The organism is Leptospira montravelensis, from assembly GCF_004770045.1.
GTDB lineage: Bacteria > Spirochaetota > Leptospiria > Leptospirales > Leptospiraceae > Leptospira_A > Leptospira_A montravelensis.
Map to the genome: position 1 here is coordinate 744,699 of NZ_RQFO01000004.1, position 22,051 is coordinate 766,749.

Genomic DNA, 22,051 nt, shown 5'->3' on the forward strand with positions numbered 1-22,051 from the left:
AACCTATACGATGATTGCAAGTTTACGTGGAAAATTAATTCAATTGGAAATGGACCACCTAGTCCTAGATGTAGCAGGTGTCGGATACGAAATCCATATTCCTTTTCCCTTACACTTAGAATGTAAGGATAAAATGAAAGAAGAGATTTTTTTACATATCTTTCATTCCATCACAGACCGAGGACAACGTTTATTTGGATTTTCCACAAGAAAAGACCGCGAACTTTTCCAACTTATTAAATCTTTGCATGGAATTGGAGAACTTACGGCACTTAAAATTTTATCTTTTTTCCAGGCTGACGATTTGTATAAAATCGCAAAAGAAGATGATAGAAAAACTTTGGAAAAAATTCCCAAAGTCAAAGGCAAAACGTCTGAAAAAATTCTTTTTGAAATCAAACAAAACTTAAAAAAACTAGAAACTTTTTTAAGTGATGAATCGGAAAAACCAGACCAAGAAAATAGAGAAACGGATTTGGCAACTCTTGCCCTCATCCAATTAGGATTTGATGAAAAAACTGCCACAAAACAAGTGTCTGACGCAAAAAAAACAAATCCCGTTGCTACTGCTTCGGAAATTGTCAAACAAGTGATTACAGGAAGTCGCTAAGTCAAAACATTCGGAGGAGATACCAATTTCCTTCCGATTTAATAAAACTGGGATTAATTAAATACCTTTCTAATTTTGGATTTTCCACAAACCTAAATTTTGCTTCTACTTCTTCACTAGAACTTACATACAAATCAACTGATACATGTTTTGCGGATAAAAAAACTTCGCGAACCGTCAAATTCCCAGAACTTCCTTTTTTTTGGTCTAATTTTTGTTGGTCAAAATAATAAACCTGGAAGTACCCATTTGGATCTTTAAGGTCATTTTTTACCTCTTCTATGGTCCAATACCCTTTTGCATCCACATACAAACCTTGGTTTGGATGGATGAGTGAAAGAAGATGGCTAAACTTCTTATCACAAAGATCAGAAAGTAATATTTTTAGTTCTGTAAAAATAAAAGTTTGGTCAAATTTAGAAAGTCCGGTTCCATACACCTTTCCCATTGTGATAGGAATAGAACAGCTTAGTTCTTTTGGTTCAGAATTTATTGAGGAATTAAGGTTTTTAGATTCCGATAACTTCGAAAGTTTGTTATCTTCCTTTGCAGATCCACCCGTTTGGATTTGGCAATGTTGCAAAGATAAGATGATCAATACCAAAAAACAAAGTGTTTTGGAACCTAGTTTCATTACATTGTTTTGTTGAGTAGATCCTCAAACAAATCTCCGCTATACATCTCAAGGGCGCCGTTACTGGCCGCTATGATTTTTTTACCGGCTTCAGTAACATCAAAGTTTCCAATCACATATCCTTTGGTGGCACCTACCTCTTCCATTTGGTTAGTCATTTCTCGTAGGAATACATCGGAGACTTTTGCATCTTTCCATTTACGAACACGAAATAGTGCTCTTTTGTTTACATCTTCTTTGGAAGAAGCAAGTAAATTCACACCATCAGCTTCTGGATTTGAAATTTCTTTTGTGACTCGAAATCCCATACTCATTATCATTCGTGTGGCTTGGTTTTTAAAATTAGTTCCAGGAAGGCTAATGAATTTTTCAAATTTATCCAAACCCAACATATCAAGTTTAGAAGTTAGTTTTTTTCCACTATCGTCTACCATCCCTTTGATATTAAAAGGTTTGGAAGAACGCATTCCACTTAACTCAAAATAACGAGAGTTAGGAAACAAGTTCACGGATAATAAATTAAGTTCACGAGTTAGGTCGTATTCATGAGTTAAGGATTCAACCGTACCTGTCCCGCGCTCCAATCTATATTTTAAATTGGCAAGAGCCACTACATCAGGGTCATCTAACCTTTCTACTTCTGCTTCAATTAAATATTCAGAAGCATCATCAAGCCTGCCCATATAAATGGTAATCATCGCAAAATGGATGCTAGTTTCTATAATTTCACTGGGCCAGGCATTGAGTCTTGCCATTTCCATACAGAGGCGCCCATACTTTAAGGCCTCTGGAAAGTTCTGCATAAGGATTGCTTCTGTCATTAAAAACTGAAAGAGAGTAAACCGAACAAACTCGTCTTCGATCTGTTCGCTGATGGCAACAGCAGTTTTTACAGCATCTTTGTGTTTGTTCTCCCGAGATAATGAAAGTGCATATAAAAATCCAGAAACAGGAGATTTTTCTAGTTTGTACGCCTTTTCAAAATATTCTCTTTCCTTTCCCCCACCCGTCACACCAGAGATCACTCCTCGTGCTATAAAGTATGCGGAAAGGTTTACTTTTTCTTCAGGGATCCTGGAAAAAAAATGTTCAGCAATTTTAAATTCCTTTTGTCCGAGAGCCATAAATCCCAAACGCAGGCAGGCCACAGGATTAGACCTGTCCACATGGATGGTGTCTAAATAATGAAAAAAGGCCTCTTCAAAAAAATCTTTATTATAATATATGTCTGCAATGCGGTTAGAAACCGTTACCGAATCGATTTCTTTTGTATACCGGTTGTTCTTTTTGATGATTTCAAGGTGTTTGGCTTCGTTTAAGGGGTCGTTCTCCATAGCATAAATCTTTGCCATGACGTAGTGACCATAGGGGTTTTGGTGGTCTTCTTCGAGTTTTTCCCGAACAAGAGCTCTAGCATCTAAAAAATTCCCGAGAGTGGCAAGACTCAAGGCCTTGGCATAACTATCTCGTCTCTGACCGACAATGAAGGTCAAGAGAAACCCGAGCATAATCACTGCTGCTCCCACAAAGATAAAAAATGCCAAATTCGCCTACTTCCTATTTTCCTATTTTAGTTGGTAAAAAAGAGTCTTACGTCAATTCTGTCCTGGAAGTGATACAACTCACCTACATTTCATTTGCGCTACGACTTCTCTTCCGGGATCGACTCTACTCGGTGGCCTATGGCCTCGTCGGAGCCCTGGTTTTTACATTCTTTTTACTCGCTATTAGGATCCACTTCCATTTGTATTCTGGGGTGTCCCTTACTAGTATCGTTTCCTTTGACCAATCTCCGCAGATACTTTTTTATTCCACGAGTTTTGCACTGATGACCCTCTTTTTCTTCCATTGCCTTCATGGACTGGGTGATATTGGAGTGATGATGGCCATTGGAGGAAACAGGTTAGGATGTATTTGGCTACACTCTTTGTCCTTATTTTTCCTATTTTTACCAAGTTTCTTACTGGCTATCATGATTAACATTGGATATATGAATTCGCCTACAGACTTTGGGTTCACAAACGAAATCAAATCCATTTTCACTTGTTTGGTTCTTTTTATTGCCCTAGGTTTTTTGGTTTCAGTTCCCACAATTGGAATCAGTTCGTATATCGATCCATACAAATCGATTCGGAGGCAAAAATAATGTTACTCCGTGTCCACAACCTAACCAAACGATTTGGCAAAGACGAAGCCGTAAGTTCGGTCAGTTTCGATGTGAACCAAGGGGACTATGTGGCCATCATTGGACCTTCTGGATCGGGTAAAACCACTTTGTTATCCATGTTAACGGGAATGTTATCTCCCACTGAAGGTGACATTCTTTATGACCAAATCAAACTCTCTCATATTTCCAAACAGGAATTAGCGGAAATTCGAGCCCGTGATCTTGGACTTGTTTTTCAGTTCTCTGAACTTGTAGGAAATCTTACCATCAGAGAAAACATTCTATTACCGGGACTATTCACTCGTAAATTTTCGAATGCAGACTACATTCGAAAATGCGATTATTTGATCGAACATTTAAAGTTAGGTGATATTCAGAATTCCATTCCCCGAACCTTGTCTGGGGGTCAGATCCAAAAAGCAGCTATTGCCCGTTCCCTCATCAACGATCCTGCAATTCTTTTTGCCGATGAACCCTCAGGAGATTTAGATCCTGAAAACAGTTATCTTGTCCAACTCCTCCTTGCAGAATACAACAAAAGAAATCATTCCATCATTCTTGTTACACATGATATGAAGTTAGCATTTGACGCTCAAACGGTTTATGAAATGAAAAATGGAAAGTTTGCGCAGGTGATAAAGGGAGAATGAGTTTGCGAAAGGCCATCGGAGTGGATATCGGTGGAGGTAGCATTCGGGTTAGCCTCTTCGATGAAACAGGAAAGGAACTGAAAACACAGGTTTCCGCTACACCCGTTCATTTAGACAATGACAGTTTTTTAAAAATTTTAAAGGATACGATCCGTCCTCTGGCAAAAGAAGGAATCGGAATTGGTGTGGGCTCTCCCGGTCCCTTAGACAATGAACTAGGAGTTTTGATCGTTAGTGCAAACATGCAAGGTTTAAAAAACCTACCGATCAAAGAATCACTAAAAAAAGAATTCTCCCTTCCCGTATGGTATGAAAACGATGCCAACTGTGCCGCCTTAGGTGAGGCCTATTTTGGATCATATAAAGATACAGAATCGCAACTCATCCTGACCTTAGGAACTGGTGTGGGTGGTGGTTTTGTCAACAAAGGCATTTTGTACTCTGGATACCTTGGTAATGGAATCGAAATTGGTCATACTACCTCCGTCATCGGGGGAGCTCTCTGCGGATGTGGGGTTCAGGGCTGTGTCGAAAGTTATTTTTCTACCAAAGGATTTTTTGGCAGGTATTTAGAAAAATCCGGTAAGTCCCTGGCAAATGCCGAAGAATTTTTTCAATTGGTTAGAAAAGAAGATCCTATCGCAAAAGAAATTTTGCATTTTGGAACTTTGGCTTTAGCCCATGCCGTAAGAAATGCAGTGCATTTACTCAACCCAGAAGCGGTGGTCTTTGTTGGCGGAATTACAAAATCTTACGATCTTTTTGGAAAATTACTAGAATCCGAAATTAGATCCTCCATCTTTCCTGTATTAAATGACAGATTAAAAATTGGTGTCGGGGGGAGTTTGTCTGGTACATTAGGTGCCGCATCTCTTGTGTTTTCAAAGGAGAAAGTGTAATATGGAAAATTGTCTTTTCTGTAAAATTGCCAGTGGGGAAATCCAAACGAAAAAAGAATACGAATCGGAAAACATATTAATATTTCATGATATTACTCCACAAGCTCCGTTTCATGTTTTGATCATTCCCAAAGTCCATATTCCCAGTATGAATCAGATTGGAGAATTGGATCCAAAAATACTCACAGAAATATTTCAAATCATTCCCAAAATTGCAGAACAAAATGGGATTTCGGAAAAAGGATATCGATTGGTAAACAATTGTGGAAATTTTGGTGGCCAAACAGTAAACCATATCCACTTTCACTTGCTAGGTGGTCGTCACCTAAAATGGCCACCAGGTTAAAAGGACAGAATGAGAAAATTAATATTTGGAATCTTAGTTTCAGGCATCGCAATATATTTCCTTTCCAAAAACTTTGACCTAACTGAATTTGAACGTTTGGAAGGAAAAATCAATTGGTGGATTTTTCCATTGCTTTTTCTTTCCAATTTATGGGCTTTTGTTCCCTTCTCCATTCGTTGGTATTATCTATTAGAGAAAAAAATTAGTTTTTCTCAAAGTTTCACCACAGCCATCATCGGAGTCGGACTCAATATGGTGCTTCCTGCTCGCGGGGGAGATCTTGTACGACTCATTATGAACAAACGAGATACAGAACTTCCTCTCACCCACTTATTCAGCCGAATTTTTTTAGAGAAGGTTATGGATTTGGGTTCAGTAGTTGTGATTGGAGCGGCTGCCCTTTTTTATATGGGACTTGGTCAGTCTAAGAATTTAAGCCTTTTACTTATCTCTACATTGGTCATTTTAGGGATGATTGTAGGTCTAATCTTAGTTCGTTATTTTTTAGAGCCATTACGCCAATTAGCAAAAAAAATATTTGGCCTCATCGGTAAACATGGCTTATACGAAGAAAAGTTAGACCATCATTTAGTGGAGTTCTCTTCTTTTTTAAAAGGTGACAAATTATTAAAACCCGTCCTTTATTCCATTCCAACTTGGGTGTTAGGTTATGCCATCTCCTATTTCCTTGCGGGTTTACTCATAGACATGCCACTTAAATTTCCTGAGGCTCTTCTTTTTATGTTCCTTGGGGGAATGGGTGTTGCGATTCCTTCGGCCCCGTCTGGGATTGGTGTTTTCCATGCAGCCATTATCTCTGGATTTATCATCCTCGGGCGTGATCCCGGCGAAGGACTTGTGTATGCAACAGTGGTCCACCTGACCCAGTTTATCATCACAACCAGTTTGGCACTTTTGGCATATTTTTATTGGAAGTGGACAGAAGGAAAAAAATCAAAATCCCAAAGTTTTTAATCCCCTTTTCGGAATCCAACTCTCTCTAATGAGAGATGGAATTCCAAGGTGATTTTATAAAGCGGATGGTACAGGGATCTCTTTCTGTATTTCTCTTTTTTAGTTGCACGAACGTATCTTTCTCCCAAGACAAAAAAAATACTTTGGAGGAGAATCCACTTTATCCTTTCCTAACCATTGGCATCCTCACGTATCTTTCTACTTCCGACTTTGATTCTTATGCAGAAAAAGATATCGATTGGAGCCGGTTTTTAGGTACATGGAAAGAGATCAAACGCATTGATACAAGTTTTCAAAAAGGACTCAAACAAGTGACTGCCGAATACAGCCTTTTGGAAGATGGTTCGATCCGTGTCACAAACCAAGGGACCACAGAAACGGGCGAAACAAATTTACTTGTTGGAAAAGCACTCCTACCTAATCCCAAAGTGGGAAAACTAAAGGTGAGTTTTTTTTATCCATTCTTTTTTGGTGATTATTTGATTTTGAAAATTGACCGCACAGGATACCAAACGGCACTGATCGGAGGACCCGATCCCAATTTCCTTTGGCTTTTTTCTAGGACAGATTCCCTTCCAATAGAAGTGGAAACATCGTACATTCAATATGCAAAATCGATCGGATATTTCACCGATCGATTGTTATCTTTTCGTTAATTAACCTAGAGCTTTAATCACATCATCAGGTGCTTGTACAAGTTCGACAAGAACACCTTCACTACAAAGTGGAAATTCTTCATTTCCTTTGGGATGAATGAAACAAACATTATAACCGGCAGCACCTTTTCGAATTCCACCAGGAGTAAACCTAACACCTTGTTTGGTGAGATATTCTACACATTCTTCCAATTTATCAATCCATAAACCAATATGATTGAGTTTTGGATCATGAACTTTAGGACTTTTGTTTGGATCAATGGGTTGCATTAGGTCAATCTCAACTTTAAATGGACCATTTCCCATTGACAGAATGTCCTCATCCACATTTTCTTTTTCACTTTTATAATCCGAAACTTTGGTAAGTCCCATAACATCTACCCAAAACTTGGATAATTTTTCTTTTGACTCACCACCAATGGCAACTTGTTGAATACCTAATACTTTAAAGGGACGGGACATACTCTACCTCGCTCGTTTTCATTTGCAAAAAATATAATTTCTACTTCACCACAATCTTTCCTAGTCTGTCTTACGAAAATTAATTTTCTCGTATGTTTCCGAAATTTCAGGCCTGTCTTAACCCAATCCAAAATATAATTCGCTCTATCTATTCTTGATTTCATTGCAATTAGGGAAGAGAGTGTGGCCTGATAAACGTCTCCACAGGCACAAAGAAAAACAAAATTTTAAACAACCATGTTTTTATCGTAGAAAAAAACTAATTCGAATTTGGTTTGACGACCACCTACTATAGCGTTATATATTGAACGCAGTAGGTATTAAATGAAAAATCTTATAACTTTAATTTTCGTAAGTATAATGGGCGTAGCAAATTGCTCTAGCCTAACAATCGTTGACCCAAAAAAAGAAATCGCTCCGCAAATTCCCAAAGAAAAAGCAATTTACTTTATCAAAGCAAATTTTAATGCAGGATCAGAAAGGATCTATAACGTAACTTTAGAAAATTTCGACTTGATCAATAGTGAAATCAGCGGCCATTCACTCGATTTAGGAGCAGGAAATAAAGACAATCCAAACATTCTTACGGGTTGTTTTCTTTTTACAGGCGATAAAACAGTATATTCTTTTTATACAGCAAACATTAGAATTGGAGGCGGCAATAAAATCATTGTAAGACTCACTGATAAAAAAAGTTGGACTCTATCCAATGAAGGTTCTGATGTTCCTTTATTTGGAGGTACTCTCAGCTATTTAAATGGGAAATTAGATATTTCTAGTGATGGATTCAAAGAATGTACAACTGAACTTTCAGCCAAATATCCTACTATAGATTTTTCCAAAGCCGAAGAAATTCTCAAGAGAAAACCAAAAGCAGAAGCTAAAAAGAAATAGTATTTCCTATATAAAACTAAAACGAATTTGGATTCAAGAAACAAATGGATCCAAATTCTGACAGTTTGGATTTTACTTTAACAACAAATAACTAATCCATCAATTACAAGAGATTCAATTCTCAAGTTCAGGTCATTTATCTGGGTCCGGATCGTAAGCTAATAAAGTCACAGGCACCTAATATACGTTTATTTGTGCGTCCCAATGGAAGAGTCAATTGGAATCCAAATTTTAAAGGGACCGGGCAACTTTGGGGTCCGCGTTCGCTCCCGTCCTTCGGACCTAAGCCCGCCGTATCCCTCGCAAAAAAAAATTCATTAAAACGAAATCAAATAGAAACGTTTGCAGTTTCGAAGGTTCCTTCTTTTTCCATTTTTTTCATTCCCAAATATCCTTCTCAAACTAAAAGGCAGTATAATATTTGGAATTTATGGACGAAAATCAAAAACTACAATTCATCAAAACCAATTTTTGGAAAAAGGTGAAAGAAACAGGAAAAAAAATTCCCTTTGTAAAAGATGTGATCGCCATGTATTATTGTTTGTTAGATGAAAACACATCACTGACAGCAAAAGCATCCATAGCCTTCGCATTGTTATATTTTATTTCACCAGTGGATGCCATTCCAGATATCATTTTGGCCTTAGGATATACAGACGACGCAGGAGTCATCGCCAGTACACTTTTACTCATCAAATCTCAACTAAAGACCGAACATTATGAGAAGGCAAATCTAGCCCTTTCGGAAGAAAAAGATAAATAAATTCTATTTTACTAGTCCCCTTTTCTTCTAAAAAAAAAGGAACTAGTTCTCGAACCAATTTTATCTTACCAACTAGATTCTAAACTTTTCTGACAAACTTAGCAAATGAAATCTTAGAAAACATATGTTTAAAATCTTCTTTGATTCTGTACAACACCGGAACAAAAATCAAAGTCACACCCGTCGCAAAAAACAATCCCCATCCAAAAGCAAGTGATAACGGTTGGACAAACGGATCCAAAGTCGGAATTCCGTAAGCACTTGGAACAAGACCAATCACTGTACTGATGGTTGTTAAAAAAATGGGACGCAAACGAATGGCACCACCATTAATGATGGCATCTTCAATCGACATTCCTTGTAACCTAAGTTCTTCAATGAATGTAATCAGGATAAGAGTGTTAGCAACAATCGATCCACTGAGTGCCACAATGGCTAATGTACTCATAAAACTAAGTGGCATTCCATGTGTCATAAGAGCAAAAAGAACTCCCACAATTCCAAATGGAATAGAACCAATGATCACTGTCGTTGTTCCTATAGAGTTAAAATACACTATAAAAATCCCAAATATCACAGCAACCGCAAGTAACATGGAAATTCCCAAATCACGAAATGACTTACCTGCATCTTCTTGTTCTCCACCAAAAATCACCGAATAAGATTTCGCTGTATATTTATCAATATTCACAAGGCCCTTTAGTTGGCGGTTTACAAAAAGAGAGGTAGTTTTATCAGTATCAACAGATGCTTCCAAACGAACAACACGCTGTAAATCCTGTCTGTTGATCATCGAATAATCACGATCCTTTTCAAAATAAGCTACTTGACTCAAAGGAATCAATCTTCTGTTTCTATTTTCAACTTTTACCAAATTTAAACTAGCAACAGATTGCCTTTCTTTCTCAGGGAACCTAACTAAAATATTAATTTTATCTTCCCCTTTGCTAATCGTTGAGGCAACTTCACCGTTAAAAGCAGTCCGAACAGAACGTGAGATATCACGAGCACTAACATCCGTTCTACCAGCAATTTCATCTTTCACAAAGAAGCGATATTCTTCCTTCCCAAGTTCCAAATCAATACGAATGTCAGAAACTCCTTCCATTTTTTTAAGTTCTTTGGTATAAAGATCTGCAATTTCCTGGATGACACCAAACTCGGCACCACGAATCTCCAAACTGACAGGTTTGCCCACAGGCGGGCCTTTGATTTTGGCATTCACATCGTAAATCATATCTTTTGGAAAATTTCCAGATACTTTGTTTTCATCTATATAATCACGAATTTTTTTTACAAGGACTCTCGCATCTCCCCACTCTTTTCTATCGGCCGCCGTCACGAGTTTCAATGTTAAGTGAGATCTATGAACCTCTTGTCCAGGTTTCGGATCAGTAATCGGATTTTCATGAATGCCAATCCGACTACGAAGATGTACAAAATCCTTTCCTGCCATTTTTGTAATGACAGGTTCCATTTTTTCGATGGTTTCTAAGTTCTTTTGGAGTGTTGTCCCAATGGGCATCCAAATTTTAACTTCGATATCTTCTTCGCTACCCGACGGAAACATCACAAAAGGTAAAAATCTTCCCGCAAGGAACAAAGTGAAGAAAAATATAAAAGTAAAAATAGCGAGAACAAAAACTCTATGTTTTAAAGCAAATCCCATAGTTCGTTTGTAAGCAGAAATGACATATCCAAATGCCCCTTCTTTTTCTTCTATCGATTCGTTCTTTTTGGTGATTCCTTGAAATGTTTTTGGTAAAAATAGATTTAACCAATTTGGCAAAAACACAAGAGCAAAAAGGAGTGAACTAGCAAGCGTTACAAGGACAACTGCAGGAATTCCTAAAATAAATTTACCAATGACCCCACTCATAAACAAAAGTGGGAAAAATGCCGCTGAAATAACAAGAAAAGATACAAGCAGAGGAACTAAAACATCTTTAAATGTTTGTAAGATGGCATCTCGTCTTTCCATCCCCTCTTGCATTAACCTGTAAGTATTTTCGGCAACAACGATAGAATTATCTACCATCATACCCAATACCATTACCATACCAAAAATCGTGATCGTATTGATTGTAAACCCAAACTGTTTTAAAAAGATAAATGAGATAAGAAAAATAAATATGATCGCAACGCTAATCATTATGCTTAATCTCATTCCTAAAATAAAAATAAGAGATAACAATACGAGAACAAGCCCCGTTTCAAAATTCAAAATTAAGTCGCCCAGTTGGCGTCGGACATCACGACTTTTGTCATCATAAATCTGAATATCAACTTCTGGAAAGTTTCCTTCCATTGTAGTTACTAATGATTTTACAGAATCCGCTGTAGTGATAATATCTGCTTGGTCGGTTTTCCATACCCTAAGAATAATACTATGTTTTCCGTTTAACTTCTCATAGGTTTTTTCTTCCTCAAAACCATCCACAACTTTAGCAATATCTTTTAATACTGTGGCAAACCCAAATTCATTTCCTAACATAGGAACTGAGAGCATATCTTTTGCTTCTTCAAAATCGCCTCTTGTTCGCAATAGATATTCGGTTCCATTGACTTTAAGTCTACCTGAAGGAATATTGATATTTCTTGAACCTAACGCATTAAGAACTGTATTTAAACCAACTTCTTTTGCGTTTAAAACCTTTGGATCGACTTCAACAAGAAACTCACGGTTTCTATATCCAATTTTTTCAATTTCGGCAATTTCTTTTACCTGGAAAAACCTATCTTCAAATGATTTGGCCGTGTCACGTAACACGCGGTAATCGGCAATAGGATCTTTGGAACTTTCTTTTAAAGTAAGGGAAAGACTGATGACTTCCTGCTTTTCTGTGGTGACTTCTCGCACCTTAGGTTTTTGTGCGTTATCAGGAAGTCGCACTGAATCTACAGCGTCCTTCACATCATCCAAAACTTTTTTTGTGTTTTTAGTCCCCTCAACAATGAAGATCATAATCACACTTACATTTTCTAAGTTATAACTTCTGATTTTATCAATCTTAGCGACAGCACGTAATTTCTTTTCGATAGGAATTGCAACTAATCGCTCAATCTCTTCCGGAGTGGCCCCAGGAAGTGGTGCTTCGATTACAATTTTATCTAAGGCCACATTCGGGAATGCCTCCCTATGCATGGAGAGTAAACGAGAAAGTCCGATCAAAACAAGTAAGACTAAAATGAACTGAACGATAAGAGTTTTATCGGTAATGAATTTTGCAATGTTCTGCATTCGCTACTTCCCCAAAATTGAATCTAAAAAATGTTGACTAACTAGTCAATTTTCTAAGAAACATAGGAAAAACAACAGATTTTATGGAAGTAAAAAATATTTTTATCCCAAATGCGGCATAAAAAGCTAAATTTTAAAATTCAGTTACTTCTCCAACCACTTGAGAATTGTCTGTTTTAAATTTTCTTTTTGTACGGGTTTACTAATATAATCATTCATCCCCATTTTCAGGCACTTTTCCCTTTCGCCAGCAATGATCCCGGCCGTAACCGCAATGATCGGTATATTTTTACCTTTGGGAATTTTTCTAATTTCTAGGGTTGCATCATACCCATTCATCACTGGCATTTGGATGTCCATAAGGATGAGGACAGGCGTTTCTTCTAAAAAAACTTGAATTGCTTCTTCGCCGTTTTGCGCTTCTAAAATTTTTACATCCGGGAGAATCCTTTTAATAAAATTTCGCATTAGTCCAAGATTCACTGGATTATCTTCAACCACTAAGATTTTTGAATTTCCCTCTATTTGTGCTAAAACATTACCATCTAACTGTACATCCTTTTTTTGTGATTCTATTGGTTTTAGTTGAGGATCAAATTCCGGAATTCGTAAACATATATCAAAATAGAAATCACTCCCTTGATTCAATTCACTATTTAATTGTAAATCTGATTTCATAAGAGCAAGTAACTGCTTACAAATTGCTAATCCTAGGCCAGTTCCACCAAACCTACGTGTAGTGGAAAAATCTTCCTGAGTAAAGGAATCAAATATTTTTTCTTGGCTATCTTTTGCGATTCCGATTCCTGTATCTTTAATTGATATTCTAATTTTTACGGATTGTGTATCCGAAAAATTCAGCTTAGTAACATTACATTCAACAAATCCTGATTCAGTAAACTTGATAGCGTTTCCAAGTAAATTCAGGAGGATCTGCCTTAATCGGTTTGAATCAAACATGAGAAGCTGAGGAATGTTTTCATCAATATGGAAATGAATATCGAGCCCCTTGATGAGTGCTTGAATATTCATGATTTTGATTGCCTCTAAAACTAATTTTTTCAAATTATAAGGCTCTTCAGCTAATTTTAACTTTCCCGCTTCCGCTTTTGAAAAATCCAAAACATCGTTAACGATATTTAATAAGGCATGCGCTGATTGTTTTACGATTTGTGCATATTCATTATAAGCGGAATCTTCCAATGTCTCTGCAAGTAAATCAGAGTATCCAATAATTCCGTTGAGTGGGGTTCGAATTTCATGGCTCATATTCGCTAAAAATTCTGATTTTGCGTTATATGCTTTTTCTGCAAACTCTTTGGCTGCCTTTAACTCTAGTTTGGTTTCATAGGCTTCCGTGATATCGCGAGTAAACATTAATATCCCTCCAACTCCACCACCAAGTTTAGTCCAAGGACGAATTTCCCATTGAATCACTTGGTCTTTATCCCAACCAGGCGGCCTCCAAACATCTTCATCTCTTTTTAAAACTTCACCATTTAAACCTCTAGAGTGGATCTCTTTCCATTGCTGGCTAATATTTGGAAAAACTTCATAATGGCTTTTTCCAATGATTTCTTCTTTGGAAAGGGGAATTTTATAATCTTCAATCCAACGTTGACTGAGAGCAACGTAACGCATCTCCTGGTCTAACATGGCTACGGCGGCAGGCGCATGTTCCACAAAAGACCACAAAATCGAAGTTTGTGCAGCTAATGTCATCTCCCATTTTTTACGTTCATTGATATCTTGTATGATTCCGTAAATTTTAACGATTTTTCCCGCTTCATACTCGGCACGTCCAATGGTTCGAATCCAAGTTTGATTCCCTTTTGCGGTGACCATATCCAATTCTAAATCGTATTCTTTTCCTTCTGCTAAAAGTAAATTTACAGCATCAGATATCTTTCGTTTACTTTCTTCCGATTGAAAAAACTGAATTCCTCCTCCCACACTCGGAATATAATTTTCATCGACTTCATGAATTTGTTTTGTTACGTTTGTCCAATTTGCTTTGTTAGTTCTTAAATCTAAATCCCAACCACCGATTTTTGCAAGGCCAGCGACTTGATCGAGTAATCTAGAGATATTTTGTAATTCCATCTCTGCTTGTAAGGATTCAGAAATATCTAAAATTTGCGAAAGGTAAAAAACTGGATTTCCTAAATGATCTCGAATGATCGATTTGTTTAGTACGGCCCAGATCAATCGGTTTTCTTTTGTGATGTATCGTTTTTTTATTTGAAAACTTTGAATCAATCCCCGACTTAATTTTTCTAAATAAGAAAGTTCTAAATCTAAATCTTCAGAGTGAGTAAAATCTGAAATCGTCATTCTTTTTAACTCTACGTCTGTGTATCCAAGCCACTGGCAGAAAATTGGATTTACTTCAATCACCTCGCCATGAGGATTTTCAATTTTCATTCCTATACTAGAGTTACGGAATGAAGAGGAAAACAAATCTCTTGAAAACTCAGTTGATTGAATGATATGTGGATCTGGATCGTTCGATCCTTCAATCATTGTATCCAAAACAAGCAGTATATATTTTTTTCCAGATTCAAAAAATTCTTTGGAGTGAAAACGAAATGGAAAACCAGCACTGTTACTAGGGTCGAAGCAGATTCTACCAAGGATCGTATCTTTACTAAAGAAAGTTGTATTTAACAAAAGCCCAGAATGTGTCAGAATGCATTCAGCAGGAAAAGATTGTTCCCTGGAAAGTCCCATTGATTTAGATGCCACAGGACTGGGATACACTAATCCAATTGATGTATCCCATACCAGAAATCCATGTAAACCATATTCCAAAACTAGTTCACATAACTCTTGTTTATCTGCAATTAATGTAATCGGGTTCATTGTTACTTTTATTGATAGTAACTTTACTTGGTAAACTGCACGGAAAAAAGTCCTCTCAAATTTCCTACTTGGTATCCACGGGCAAGATCACCTGGATATTCTTTTCGTAAAACTTCTAAAGTCTCTTTTTTAATGTCTACATTGGGTTCACCATGACATTGTAGACACAAACTAGAAGTGGGAATCGGAACATAAACGGTGACCGTTTCATTAGTGGATACCGTTTTCACAGGATACTCACCAACCTGAGTCGGGTTGGCACTGATCTCTAAAAATATTCTTTTTTCTTCATCCGAAACAAGATTCATTGGGTTCCTTGGTTTGTCAGAAATTCGACGAAGAAGAACCCCTTTTTTCGTTCCGAGGTTATTTGTAAAAGCCATAACATTTTGTTTGCAAAACGGGATGGCCTGTTTGGTGCCTCCCTCAGCAATCGCGTTTGTTAATTTTTGAACCAAATTAGTTTTGGCTTCTTTGGTAATTTCCAGTGCCCTTGCCTCATAATCTATCTTTCGACAACTGAAGTTTGCCAAAAGACAGAAGAAAGATACCAAAGATCCCATTGCCACCATCGAAATTTTGATCATTCCCAACCTCTTATCAGTAGAATCTTAGTCCTTTTTTTCTCTTATGCAACTGGTAAATCCAGTAGAAAATCGATTTCAAAACTTCTCTGAATTACTGGAAGAATTTAAAAAATCAATGTAATTCCAGAACAGAGCCGTTTGACAACACATACCATTCCCAAATTCTTGACCTTGGTTCCCGCTATGAAAAAAACAAAGATTGCGATCATTGGTGCTGGTGGTCTTACCGGTAAAGAACTCACGAAACTACTTGCGCACCACCCCGGTTTCGAGTTAGTGCACGTCACATCCAATCACGTAAATGAGAAACATATTCGTGAGGTTTTCCCTGACCTAAGCCATTTGCCAGATTTAGTATTTCATAAACACGATGACCCAGTTCCTATGGATGTTGGAATTGTCCTTGCCACTCCCAATGAAGTTTCCCTAGAAAAGGCACCAGAGTTTTTAAAAGAAGGAAGAAAGGTAATCGACCTTTCAGGAACCTTCCGACTCCACAACCAAAACAAATTCGAAAAGGCGTATCAGTTTCCTCACACAAAGTTTTCATTGATGGACCAAGTTGTTTTTGGATTACCAGAATTATTCCGTGAAAAACTAAAAAATGCAAATTTTGTTTCGAATCCTGGTTGTTTTGCGACCGCTGCCATTCTGCCAATCGCCCTACTTGGGAATCTCAGAAAAGAAATCCAAGGTCCAGTCATTGTCGATGCAAAATCGGGTGTCAGTGGTGCTGGAGGAAGGACGGAAGAAATTAAATATGCATATACCAATGTTTATGAAAATTTCAGAGCTTATAAAATTTTAACTCACCAACATGAGCCGGAAATGGAAGAATATGGATTTGTAGGAACAGAAGAAAAAGAAATCCATTTTACACCACATTTACTTCCTATCTATAGAGGAATTCTTGCAACCATCTACATTTCTTTTTCGAAAGGAATTAGTATAGAGCAAGTCCAGGAAAAATTCCAAACGGCAGCAGAGAATGAACCTTTTGTTAGGTTGTATCAAACTCCAGAAGAAGTAGAAATCAGAAAGGTTCAAAACACAAACTATTTAGATTTAGGTTTTCGTATGAAAGGAAACACTCTCGTTGTTGTTACAGCACTCGACAATCTTGTCAAAGGGGCCGCAGGCCAAGCCTTACAAAATCTAAATTTAATGTATGGTTACCCTGAAACGGAAGGTCTTGTTACCCTTTAATAAAAACCAAACACTTGTTACAGGGGCATTTAACGGAGAAATTAATCTCCTAAGTGCTTCTGGTAAATTTCCTTATTTAGAAGTAATGGGGATTGGAAATTTAGAAGCCGCAGTCCAACTATCAGATTACCTTTTTAAAAACAGAAATATCAACCATATAGTTTTTTTTGGTTCTTGTGGGGCGTATGAATGGAGCGAAATTCCCATTGGATCTTTTGTTTCCCCTAGTAGAGTCTATACAAAAGAACTTTCCCATGTATTAAAATTAGCGAAACAGATTCCCGAATCTCCAGAGTTTTATGAACTAGTTCCCAATAAATCTTTTCAGACGGCAAAATGTAATGCACCTACCACAATTACATTAACAGAATTAAAACAACCACCAGTAGACACTTGGAAAAATTTTGAAATAGAAAACCTGGAACTTTTTGGAATCGCTAAAGTTGCTTCTAAATTTTCCGTAACCGTCACCGCTTATTTGGCCGTAACCAATCTTGTTGGCCCGAATGGATCCAGCGAATGGGCCAAAAACTGGAAAACTCTATCCGAATCCCTACAAAATAAAATTCTATCCGTTTTCTAGAACCTTACTAACATTTTTCAGGTACTAACACGCATTTGATCTAAAGTTCTACTAAAATCAGTGTTTGGTTTCCTCATATCTTTATTATTGATAACATACAAACTTTAATATGGAAACCAAAGTATTCCTTCTCGTTTTAATTTCTCAATGGCATACCTGTCTGTCATTCCTGCAATGTAATCGCAAATGATACGTGCTCGTCCTTCCTCTTCTTCACGATTTCGATACGATTCGGGAATGGATTCCGGATGAGATTCAAAATGTTTAAAAAGTAAATGAATTGTCTCTTTCCCTCTTTCACTCATGCGCGAAACTTCAGGATGACGGTAAAGTTTTCCAAATAAATACGATTTAAGTTCCAAAAATTCGATTTGAAATTCTTCTGAAAACTGAACCAACTTCCATTGGTTTTGAAATGCCAAAGAAACATCTTCTCTTGAATTTATGGAATATTTTTGTAAATTAGATTCTATACTATCAATTAAATCAGAAACCATCAGGTTTAAAACAACTCTTCCTGCCGAACGAGATATAGAATCTATATCGGAAAAATTTGTTTTAAGAAGGGAATCTTCCATTCGTTTCCAAACTTTTAATTCCTTTACATCGGATAGAGTAAGCAGTCCACTTTCCAATCCATCTTCCAAATCATGTGCACTATAGGTAATTTCATCAGAACTATCGACGACCATAGCTTCTAAAGAAGGCCCAACACCCCGCCTAACATCAAGTAAATCGGACTTTTCATAATCACCACCATGTTTCATGATTCCTAGTAAAGTTTCCCCACAAAGGTTGAGACCAGGAAAATCAGGGTAACGTCGCTCTAATTTCTGGACCACACGGAGCGATTGTTTGTTGTGTTCAAATCCACCTTTGCCTCGCATCAAATCAGAAAGTGCCTCTTGGCCTGCATGACCAAAGGGAGAATGTCCTAAGTCATGGGCAAGTGCAATGGTTTCACTCAAATCTTCGTTGAGTCCAAGAACTTTAGAAATGGTTTTAGAAATCCCAGCAACTTCCAATGTATGAGTGAGTCGGTTACGAAAATGGTCCCCTTCCGAATAAACAAAAACTTGTGTTTTGTATTCCAAACGTTTAAAGGCATGAGAGTGGATGATCCGATCACGATCTCTCTGAAAGGGAAGACGATAGGGATGATCCGGCTCCGCATACTCTCTTTCGCCTGGATTTCGACTACTGACAGCATAAGGGGCAAGTATTTTTTCTTCTTCCTCTAGGAGCCAGTTTCTCCCTTTCTTCATAAATCTCTTTCCTTTTTCAACGAAACCATAAAATCAGTATAAATCCCTCATGGACTTTCTACAAACTCTAGTTTCCATTTTTATGCAATACGGTTATTTTGCCGTTTTTGGAATTCTGATCCTTTGTGGATTCGGTCTTCCGGTTCCTGAAGATATTTCTCTCACTGCAGGAGGTGTCATCTCTGGCCTAGGTTATGCCAATGTCCACATTATGTTTTTTGTGGGAATGGCGGGAGTCTTACTGGGAGATTGTTTTGTATTTTGGTTAGGAAGTTACTACGGCGAAAAAGCCCTCACTCTACCTGTACTCAGAACCGTCCTCCATCCGGAACGATTTGACAAAGTGCGTGAACAATTCAAAAAATATGGTCGTTGGGTGGTCTTTTTCGGACGGTTTATGCCAGGACTTCGAATGCCTATATTTTTTACCGCAGGCACTTCCAAACAAATTACTTTCCTATTATTTTTAATAACCGACGGATTTGCAGCTCTCATCTCTGTCCCCATTTGGGTTTACTTGGGGTATTATTTTGCTCATAATTTTGATGAACTGATGGCTTGGGTTCGTGGTGGTCAAAGTATTATCCTTGGACTCGTGGCCCTTGCTATTTCTATCTTTGCCTTCCTATGGTGGCGGAGGAAACACCGCGAAGAAAGAGGAAAAAAATGAGTTTAGATTCCTATTTTTCTCGTTACATCTTAGTGGTTTTTGTATTTCTTTCGGGAATTAGCTGTACTAACTATTCCACTACCGCTTCTGTCCAGGCCCCTCCCACACTTATATCTATTACTAGTAACGGAAGTTCCAATTTTACCATCAAAGTGAGAGCCCAAAACCCAGAGTTTATCTTCCAAGGATACCGTCTTTACACCGGGATTTCAGAAAAAGAAGTCCAAAACCCCACTGATCTCAATTTAGGAACCGATTGTGTTTTGGCGTCTTCGACGATTGTCCAACCAGTCGAATACACGTTTGAAATTGATCCATCCACCAAAGACAATGCCACAGGCGTCAGTTGTCGGTTTTTTGCAACACTTACACCCGGAACCTATATTGCCATGCGAACTCTGGGCCTAGCTGTCAATCTCCAAAATAGCAGTAGTTCGTTTAAGGTTTCCCCTTCCTCGAACACTCTTATTGTCCCTTAAAATAAAACTTTCTTGCATTTAAGTCAAATGCATGTATTTTTTTCCGAAATCATGGGAATTCTTTGTGCTTTTTTTAGAATTTTTCTAAATTTTTGCCCCAAATTCCAACCATGAGGATACAAATAGAAAGGGATGTTTCCATCCCAAAAATCTTTGGAGGATGATACAAAATGTACCAAACAAAACATTGGTCAAAAATAGCAATAGCAGGTCTTGTACTTTTGTCTGTGGTTGCTTGTGGAAAATCAAGATCGGTAAAAATCTCTGACTCAAATGTAGAAAGAGCAACAACCCCAGCAAAACTTCCAGCGGACCTTGAAAAACTCTGGAAAAACCGTCAAAACGAACAAGACCTAAGACAAGCCCTTGTTGGTTTAGAAAAATTTGCTTTAGAGAACCCACAATACGCAGACGTAAAAGTGTTACTCTGCCGTGGAAACTATCTACTAAGTGACGGACATCTTTGGCTAAAACTTACAGGTGATGCCGATACAGATGAAAAAGTAAAAGAAGAATCCATTCAATATTACGATGCCGCAGTGACTTGGTGTGAAGCCGCTCTTGCGATGAACCCAAAATTTCGTGACAAAGTTGTGAAAGAAAAACTAGAGATCGAAAAGGCTTTGGATGCTCTTGGACCACAAGATATTGATGCTCTTTATTGGAGATATGCATCTCTTGCAAAGTGGTCAAGAATGGTAGGTTTTACAACTCTACTATCCAATCGTTCTAAATTCTCTGCAATGATCAACCGTGCAAAAGAAATCGAAAAAACTATGGGTAAAGAGTATTTTTACTCAGCAACCCTTAGATACGATGCCGCAAGTAACGCTCTTTCTCCAACAGGAGATAAAAAACTAGCGGACAAATTGTTCGAAGAAGCAATTGCAAAACACCCTAACTACTTTGCCGTACGTGTATTGTATGCAGAAAGCCGCCTCAAAGGAAATGAAGACAAATTCAAAAAACAATTAGAATTTGTCATCAAAGGCAAAGCAGCTTCCCTTCCTGAAATCGAAGCAGATCAAATCGTAGAACAACGTAAAGCTAAGAAATTACTCGAAGAACTATAGACATTAACTAGGAGAACTAGATGTTTTTAAAACAATTAAAGTATTTAGTTTGTGTAAGTATAACCCTCACCATCAGTGGGGGATTATTTGCTCAAACAACCGTTAAATTAGCAACCGTGGCACCGGAAGGATCTCCGTGGGCAAACGAACTTGCTAAAATCAAAAAGAAAATTGAAACGGAATCTCAAGGTCAAATTAAGTTTAAAATTTACCCTGGTGGACAAATGGGTGGAGAAAATGAAATCCTCCAACAAGTCATCCGTGGAAAACTGCAAGGTGCTGGCCTCACAGCAGGGGCTCTTGCCAATACAGTCAAAGAACTCAATGTTTTGGAAATTCCTTACCTATTTAGTTCTTATGCACAAGCAGACTGTGTTCTTGATGATCACTTACAAGAAGACTTTCGTAAACTTTTTGAATCCAAAGGACTCATCTTTGTGACTTGGGCAGAAAATGGATACCGTTCCATTGGGACAAAATCCGCTCCTGTCAAAACTCCTGATGACCTAAAAGGAATCAAAATTAGAATCCAAGAGTCTCCGGTTCATATTGCCTATTGGAAACAATTAGGTGTGAGTGGAATTCCGATTGCGATCCCAGAAGTTCTTCCTTCCCTCCAAACAGGTGTGGTAGAAGGATTCGATAACACTCCTCTCTTTACTTTGGCAGCAGAATGGCAAACAGCGATTAAATATTTTACTTTAACTCGCCACATTTACCAACCAGCTGCCATCCTATATTCCAAAAAGTTTTGGGACACTCTGAATGACGAACAAAAGAAAACGCTTATGGGTGAAGGAAATAAACTAGCTCCAGGTGCAAGACAAGCAGTTCGTTCGATCGAAAAGAACATGATTGCTACTCTTAAAAAAGCAGATGTTCAAGTGTACGAACCTTCTAATGCTGATTTAGCTGGATTTAAAGCTGCTGCGAATGCAGTTTCAAGCCAAGTGGTTGGAAAAATCGGTGGTCAGTCTAAAATGATCTACGATAAAATCCAAAAAGCGAAAGCAGCTTGCGGCGGATAAG

22 protein-coding genes are annotated in these 22,051 nt (G+C 37.7%); 15 read left to right on the top strand and 7 right to left on the bottom strand.

The annotated features are described in order from the left end of the window. The first annotated feature begins 10 nt into the window (after window positions 1-10). On the top strand, window positions 11-610 hold the full coding sequence (gene ruvA / locus EHQ31_RS04385; RefSeq protein WP_135569910.1) for a Holliday junction branch migration protein RuvA: 600 nt from the start codon (window positions 11-13) through the stop codon (window positions 608-610). A 1-nt stretch (window position 611) separates the two neighbouring features. Here ruvA and EHQ31_RS04390 read toward each other — a convergent pair whose 3' ends face one another. Both EHQ31_RS04390 and EHQ31_RS04395 read right to left on the bottom strand, forming a co-directional pair. Next, on the bottom strand, window positions 612-1,244 hold the full coding sequence (locus EHQ31_RS04390; RefSeq protein ID WP_135569912.1) for a hypothetical protein: 633 nt from the start codon (window positions 1,242-1,244) through the stop codon (window positions 612-614). Further along, the gene (locus EHQ31_RS04395; protein WP_135569914.1) at window positions 1,244-2,788 is read right to left on the bottom strand and encodes a restriction endonuclease; all 1,545 of its coding nucleotides are present in this window, start codon (window positions 2,786-2,788) and stop codon (window positions 1,244-1,246) included. The genes EHQ31_RS04390 and EHQ31_RS04395 overlap by 1 nt, the downstream gene beginning before the upstream one ends. Between EHQ31_RS04395 and EHQ31_RS04400 the strand changes: the two genes are divergently transcribed. From EHQ31_RS04400 to EHQ31_RS04425, 6 genes are read left to right on the top strand one after another with little or no spacing between them, the layout of a single operon-like run. Further along, complete coding sequence (locus EHQ31_RS04400) at window positions 2,782-3,390, top strand: ABC transporter permease (protein ID WP_135569916.1); 609 nt, start codon at window positions 2,782-2,784, stop codon at window positions 3,388-3,390. The two genes, EHQ31_RS04395 and EHQ31_RS04400, sit on opposite strands and share 7 nt — an antisense overlap. Continuing rightward, window positions 3,390-4,061, top strand: coding sequence for an ABC transporter ATP-binding protein (locus EHQ31_RS04405; protein ID WP_135569918.1), 672 nt, complete (start codon window positions 3,390-3,392; stop codon window positions 4,059-4,061). The genes EHQ31_RS04400 and EHQ31_RS04405 overlap by 1 nt, the downstream gene beginning before the upstream one ends. A 2-nt stretch (window positions 4,062-4,063) precedes the next feature. Then, window positions 4,064-4,960 (top strand): ROK family protein, encoded by an 897-nt coding sequence (locus EHQ31_RS04410; protein ID WP_135570969.1) that lies wholly within the window; start codon window positions 4,064-4,066, stop codon window positions 4,958-4,960. A gap of 1 nt (window position 4,961) precedes the next feature. Next, entirely contained in the window at window positions 4,962-5,306 is a 345-nt protein-coding gene (locus EHQ31_RS04415) for a histidine triad nucleotide-binding protein (RefSeq protein ID WP_135569920.1), read from the top strand. A gap of 9 nt (window positions 5,307-5,315) precedes the next feature. After that, window positions 5,316-6,281, top strand: a complete 966-nt coding sequence (locus EHQ31_RS04420) for a lysylphosphatidylglycerol synthase transmembrane domain-containing protein (protein ID WP_135569922.1) — start codon at window positions 5,316-5,318, stop codon at window positions 6,279-6,281. A 35-nt stretch (window positions 6,282-6,316) separates the two neighbouring features. Continuing rightward, on the top strand, window positions 6,317-6,937 hold the full coding sequence (locus EHQ31_RS04425; protein ID WP_244247262.1) for a lipocalin family protein: 621 nt from the start codon (window positions 6,317-6,319) through the stop codon (window positions 6,935-6,937). On the opposite strand, the gene EHQ31_RS04430 is transcribed toward EHQ31_RS04425, so the two are convergent. After that, window positions 6,938-7,399: a VOC family protein gene (locus EHQ31_RS04430; protein ID WP_135569924.1), complete on the bottom strand. Its 462-nt coding sequence runs from the start codon at window positions 7,397-7,399 to the stop codon at window positions 6,938-6,940. Between the two features lie 360 nt (window positions 7,400-7,759). On the opposite strand from EHQ31_RS04430, the gene EHQ31_RS04435 reads away from it, so the two are divergent. Both EHQ31_RS04435 and EHQ31_RS04440 read left to right on the top strand, forming a co-directional pair. After that, window positions 7,760-8,293 (top strand): hypothetical protein, encoded by a 534-nt coding sequence (locus EHQ31_RS04435; protein ID WP_135582922.1) that lies wholly within the window; start codon window positions 7,760-7,762, stop codon window positions 8,291-8,293. Window positions 8,294-8,723: 430 nt separating this feature from the next. Next, the gene (locus EHQ31_RS04440) at window positions 8,724-9,056 is read left to right on the top strand and encodes a YkvA family protein (protein ID WP_135569928.1); all 333 of its coding nucleotides are present in this window, start codon (window positions 8,724-8,726) and stop codon (window positions 9,054-9,056) included. 79 nt (window positions 9,057-9,135) lie between these two features. On the opposite strand, the gene EHQ31_RS04445 is transcribed toward EHQ31_RS04440, so the two are convergent. The 3 genes from EHQ31_RS04445 to EHQ31_RS04455 form a co-directional block, all read right to left on the bottom strand. Continuing rightward, entirely contained in the window at window positions 9,136-12,297 is a 3,162-nt protein-coding gene (locus EHQ31_RS04445; protein ID WP_135569930.1) for an efflux RND transporter permease subunit, read from the bottom strand. Window positions 12,298-12,441: 144 nt separating this feature from the next. Continuing rightward, on the bottom strand, window positions 12,442-15,159 hold the full coding sequence (locus EHQ31_RS04450) for a PAS domain S-box protein (protein ID WP_135569931.1): 2,718 nt from the start codon (window positions 15,157-15,159) through the stop codon (window positions 12,442-12,444). A 23-nt stretch (window positions 15,160-15,182) separates the two neighbouring features. Continuing rightward, window positions 15,183-15,746 carry a Tll0287-like domain-containing protein gene (locus EHQ31_RS04455; RefSeq protein WP_135569934.1) on the bottom strand — a complete coding sequence of 188 codons (564 nt, stop codon included), beginning with the start codon at window positions 15,744-15,746 and terminating at the stop codon, window positions 15,183-15,185. Between the two features lie 183 nt (window positions 15,747-15,929). On the opposite strand from EHQ31_RS04455, the gene argC reads away from it, so the two are divergent. Together argC and EHQ31_RS04465 are read left to right on the top strand one after the other, a co-directional pair. Next, complete coding sequence (gene argC, locus EHQ31_RS04460) at window positions 15,930-16,952, top strand: N-acetyl-gamma-glutamyl-phosphate reductase (RefSeq protein ID WP_135569936.1); 1,023 nt, start codon at window positions 15,930-15,932, stop codon at window positions 16,950-16,952. Beyond that, entirely contained in the window at window positions 16,939-17,535 is a 597-nt protein-coding gene (locus EHQ31_RS04465; protein ID WP_135569938.1) for a nucleoside phosphorylase-I family protein, read from the top strand. The genes argC and EHQ31_RS04465 overlap by 14 nt, the downstream gene beginning before the upstream one ends. 104 nt (window positions 17,536-17,639) lie before the next feature. Here the strand turns inward: EHQ31_RS04465 and EHQ31_RS04470 are convergent, their stop codons facing one another. After that, the gene (locus tag EHQ31_RS04470) at window positions 17,640-18,800 is read right to left on the bottom strand and encodes a deoxyguanosinetriphosphate triphosphohydrolase (protein ID WP_135569940.1); all 1,161 of its coding nucleotides are present in this window, start codon (window positions 18,798-18,800) and stop codon (window positions 17,640-17,642) included. A 49-nt stretch (window positions 18,801-18,849) separates the two neighbouring features. On the opposite strand from EHQ31_RS04470, the gene EHQ31_RS04475 reads away from it, so the two are divergent. The 4 genes from EHQ31_RS04475 (at window position 18,850) to dctP (ending at window position 22,050) form a co-directional block, all read left to right on the top strand. Next, window positions 18,850-19,470, top strand: a complete 621-nt coding sequence (locus EHQ31_RS04475; protein ID WP_135569942.1) for a DedA family protein — start codon at window positions 18,850-18,852, stop codon at window positions 19,468-19,470. Then, entirely contained in the window at window positions 19,467-19,949 is a 483-nt protein-coding gene (locus EHQ31_RS04480) for an LIC11661 family lipoprotein (protein ID WP_244247263.1), read from the top strand. Before EHQ31_RS04475 ends, EHQ31_RS04480 begins: the two co-directional genes overlap by 4 nt. Window positions 19,950-20,119: 170 nt before the next feature. After that, window positions 20,120-21,022, top strand: a complete 903-nt coding sequence (locus EHQ31_RS04485) for a TRAP transporter TatT component family protein (RefSeq protein ID WP_135569944.1) — start codon at window positions 20,120-20,122, stop codon at window positions 21,020-21,022. Window positions 21,023-21,042: 20 nt separating this feature from the next. After that, window positions 21,043-22,050, top strand: a complete 1,008-nt coding sequence (gene dctP, locus EHQ31_RS04490; protein ID WP_135569946.1) for a TRAP transporter substrate-binding protein DctP — start codon at window positions 21,043-21,045, stop codon at window positions 22,048-22,050. Window position 22,051: the final 1 nt, after the last annotated feature.

What these genes read in the sequence shown, in the direction of transcription:
- ruvA (WP_135569910.1), top strand. Translation starts at nt 11, where the DNA reads ATGATTGCAAGTTTACGTGGAAAATTAATTCAATTGGAAATGGACCAC.
- EHQ31_RS04390 (WP_135569912.1), bottom strand. Translation starts at nt 1,244, where the DNA reads ATGAAACTAGGTTCCAAAACACTTTGTTTTTTGGTATTGATCATCTTA.
- EHQ31_RS04400 (WP_135569916.1), top strand. Translation starts at nt 2,782, where the DNA reads ATGCCAAATTCGCCTACTTCCTATTTTCCTATTTTAGTTGGTAAAAAA.
- EHQ31_RS04405 (WP_135569918.1), top strand. Translation starts at nt 3,390, where the DNA reads ATGTTACTCCGTGTCCACAACCTAACCAAACGATTTGGCAAAGACGAA.
- EHQ31_RS04415 (WP_135569920.1), top strand. Translation starts at nt 4,962, where the DNA reads ATGGAAAATTGTCTTTTCTGTAAAATTGCCAGTGGGGAAATCCAAACG.
- EHQ31_RS04420 (WP_135569922.1), top strand. Translation starts at nt 5,316, where the DNA reads ATGAGAAAATTAATATTTGGAATCTTAGTTTCAGGCATCGCAATATAT.
- EHQ31_RS04425 (WP_244247262.1), top strand. Translation starts at nt 6,317, where the DNA reads ATGGAATTCCAAGGTGATTTTATAAAGCGGATGGTACAGGGATCTCTT.
- EHQ31_RS04430 (WP_135569924.1), bottom strand. Translation starts at nt 7,399, where the DNA reads ATGTCCCGTCCCTTTAAAGTATTAGGTATTCAACAAGTTGCCATTGGT.
- EHQ31_RS04435 (WP_135582922.1), top strand. Translation starts at nt 7,760, where the DNA reads ATGGGCGTAGCAAATTGCTCTAGCCTAACAATCGTTGACCCAAAAAAA.
- EHQ31_RS04440 (WP_135569928.1), top strand. Translation starts at nt 8,724, where the DNA reads ATGGACGAAAATCAAAAACTACAATTCATCAAAACCAATTTTTGGAAA.
- EHQ31_RS04445 (WP_135569930.1), bottom strand. Translation starts at nt 12,297, where the DNA reads ATGCAGAACATTGCAAAATTCATTACCGATAAAACTCTTATCGTTCAG.
- EHQ31_RS04450 (WP_135569931.1), bottom strand. Translation starts at nt 15,159, where the DNA reads ATGAACCCGATTACATTAATTGCAGATAAACAAGAGTTATGTGAACTA.
- EHQ31_RS04455 (WP_135569934.1), bottom strand. Translation starts at nt 15,746, where the DNA reads ATGATCAAAATTTCGATGGTGGCAATGGGATCTTTGGTATCTTTCTTC.
- argC (WP_135569936.1), top strand. Translation starts at nt 15,930, where the DNA reads ATGAAAAAAACAAAGATTGCGATCATTGGTGCTGGTGGTCTTACCGGT.
- EHQ31_RS04470 (WP_135569940.1), bottom strand. Translation starts at nt 18,800, where the DNA reads ATGAAGAAAGGGAGAAACTGGCTCCTAGAGGAAGAAGAAAAAATACTT.
- EHQ31_RS04475 (WP_135569942.1), top strand. Translation starts at nt 18,850, where the DNA reads ATGGACTTTCTACAAACTCTAGTTTCCATTTTTATGCAATACGGTTAT.
- EHQ31_RS04480 (WP_244247263.1), top strand. Translation starts at nt 19,467, where the DNA reads ATGAGTTTAGATTCCTATTTTTCTCGTTACATCTTAGTGGTTTTTGTA.
- EHQ31_RS04485 (WP_135569944.1), top strand. Translation starts at nt 20,120, where the DNA reads ATGTACCAAACAAAACATTGGTCAAAAATAGCAATAGCAGGTCTTGTA.
- dctP (WP_135569946.1), top strand. Translation starts at nt 21,043, where the DNA reads ATGTTTTTAAAACAATTAAAGTATTTAGTTTGTGTAAGTATAACCCTC.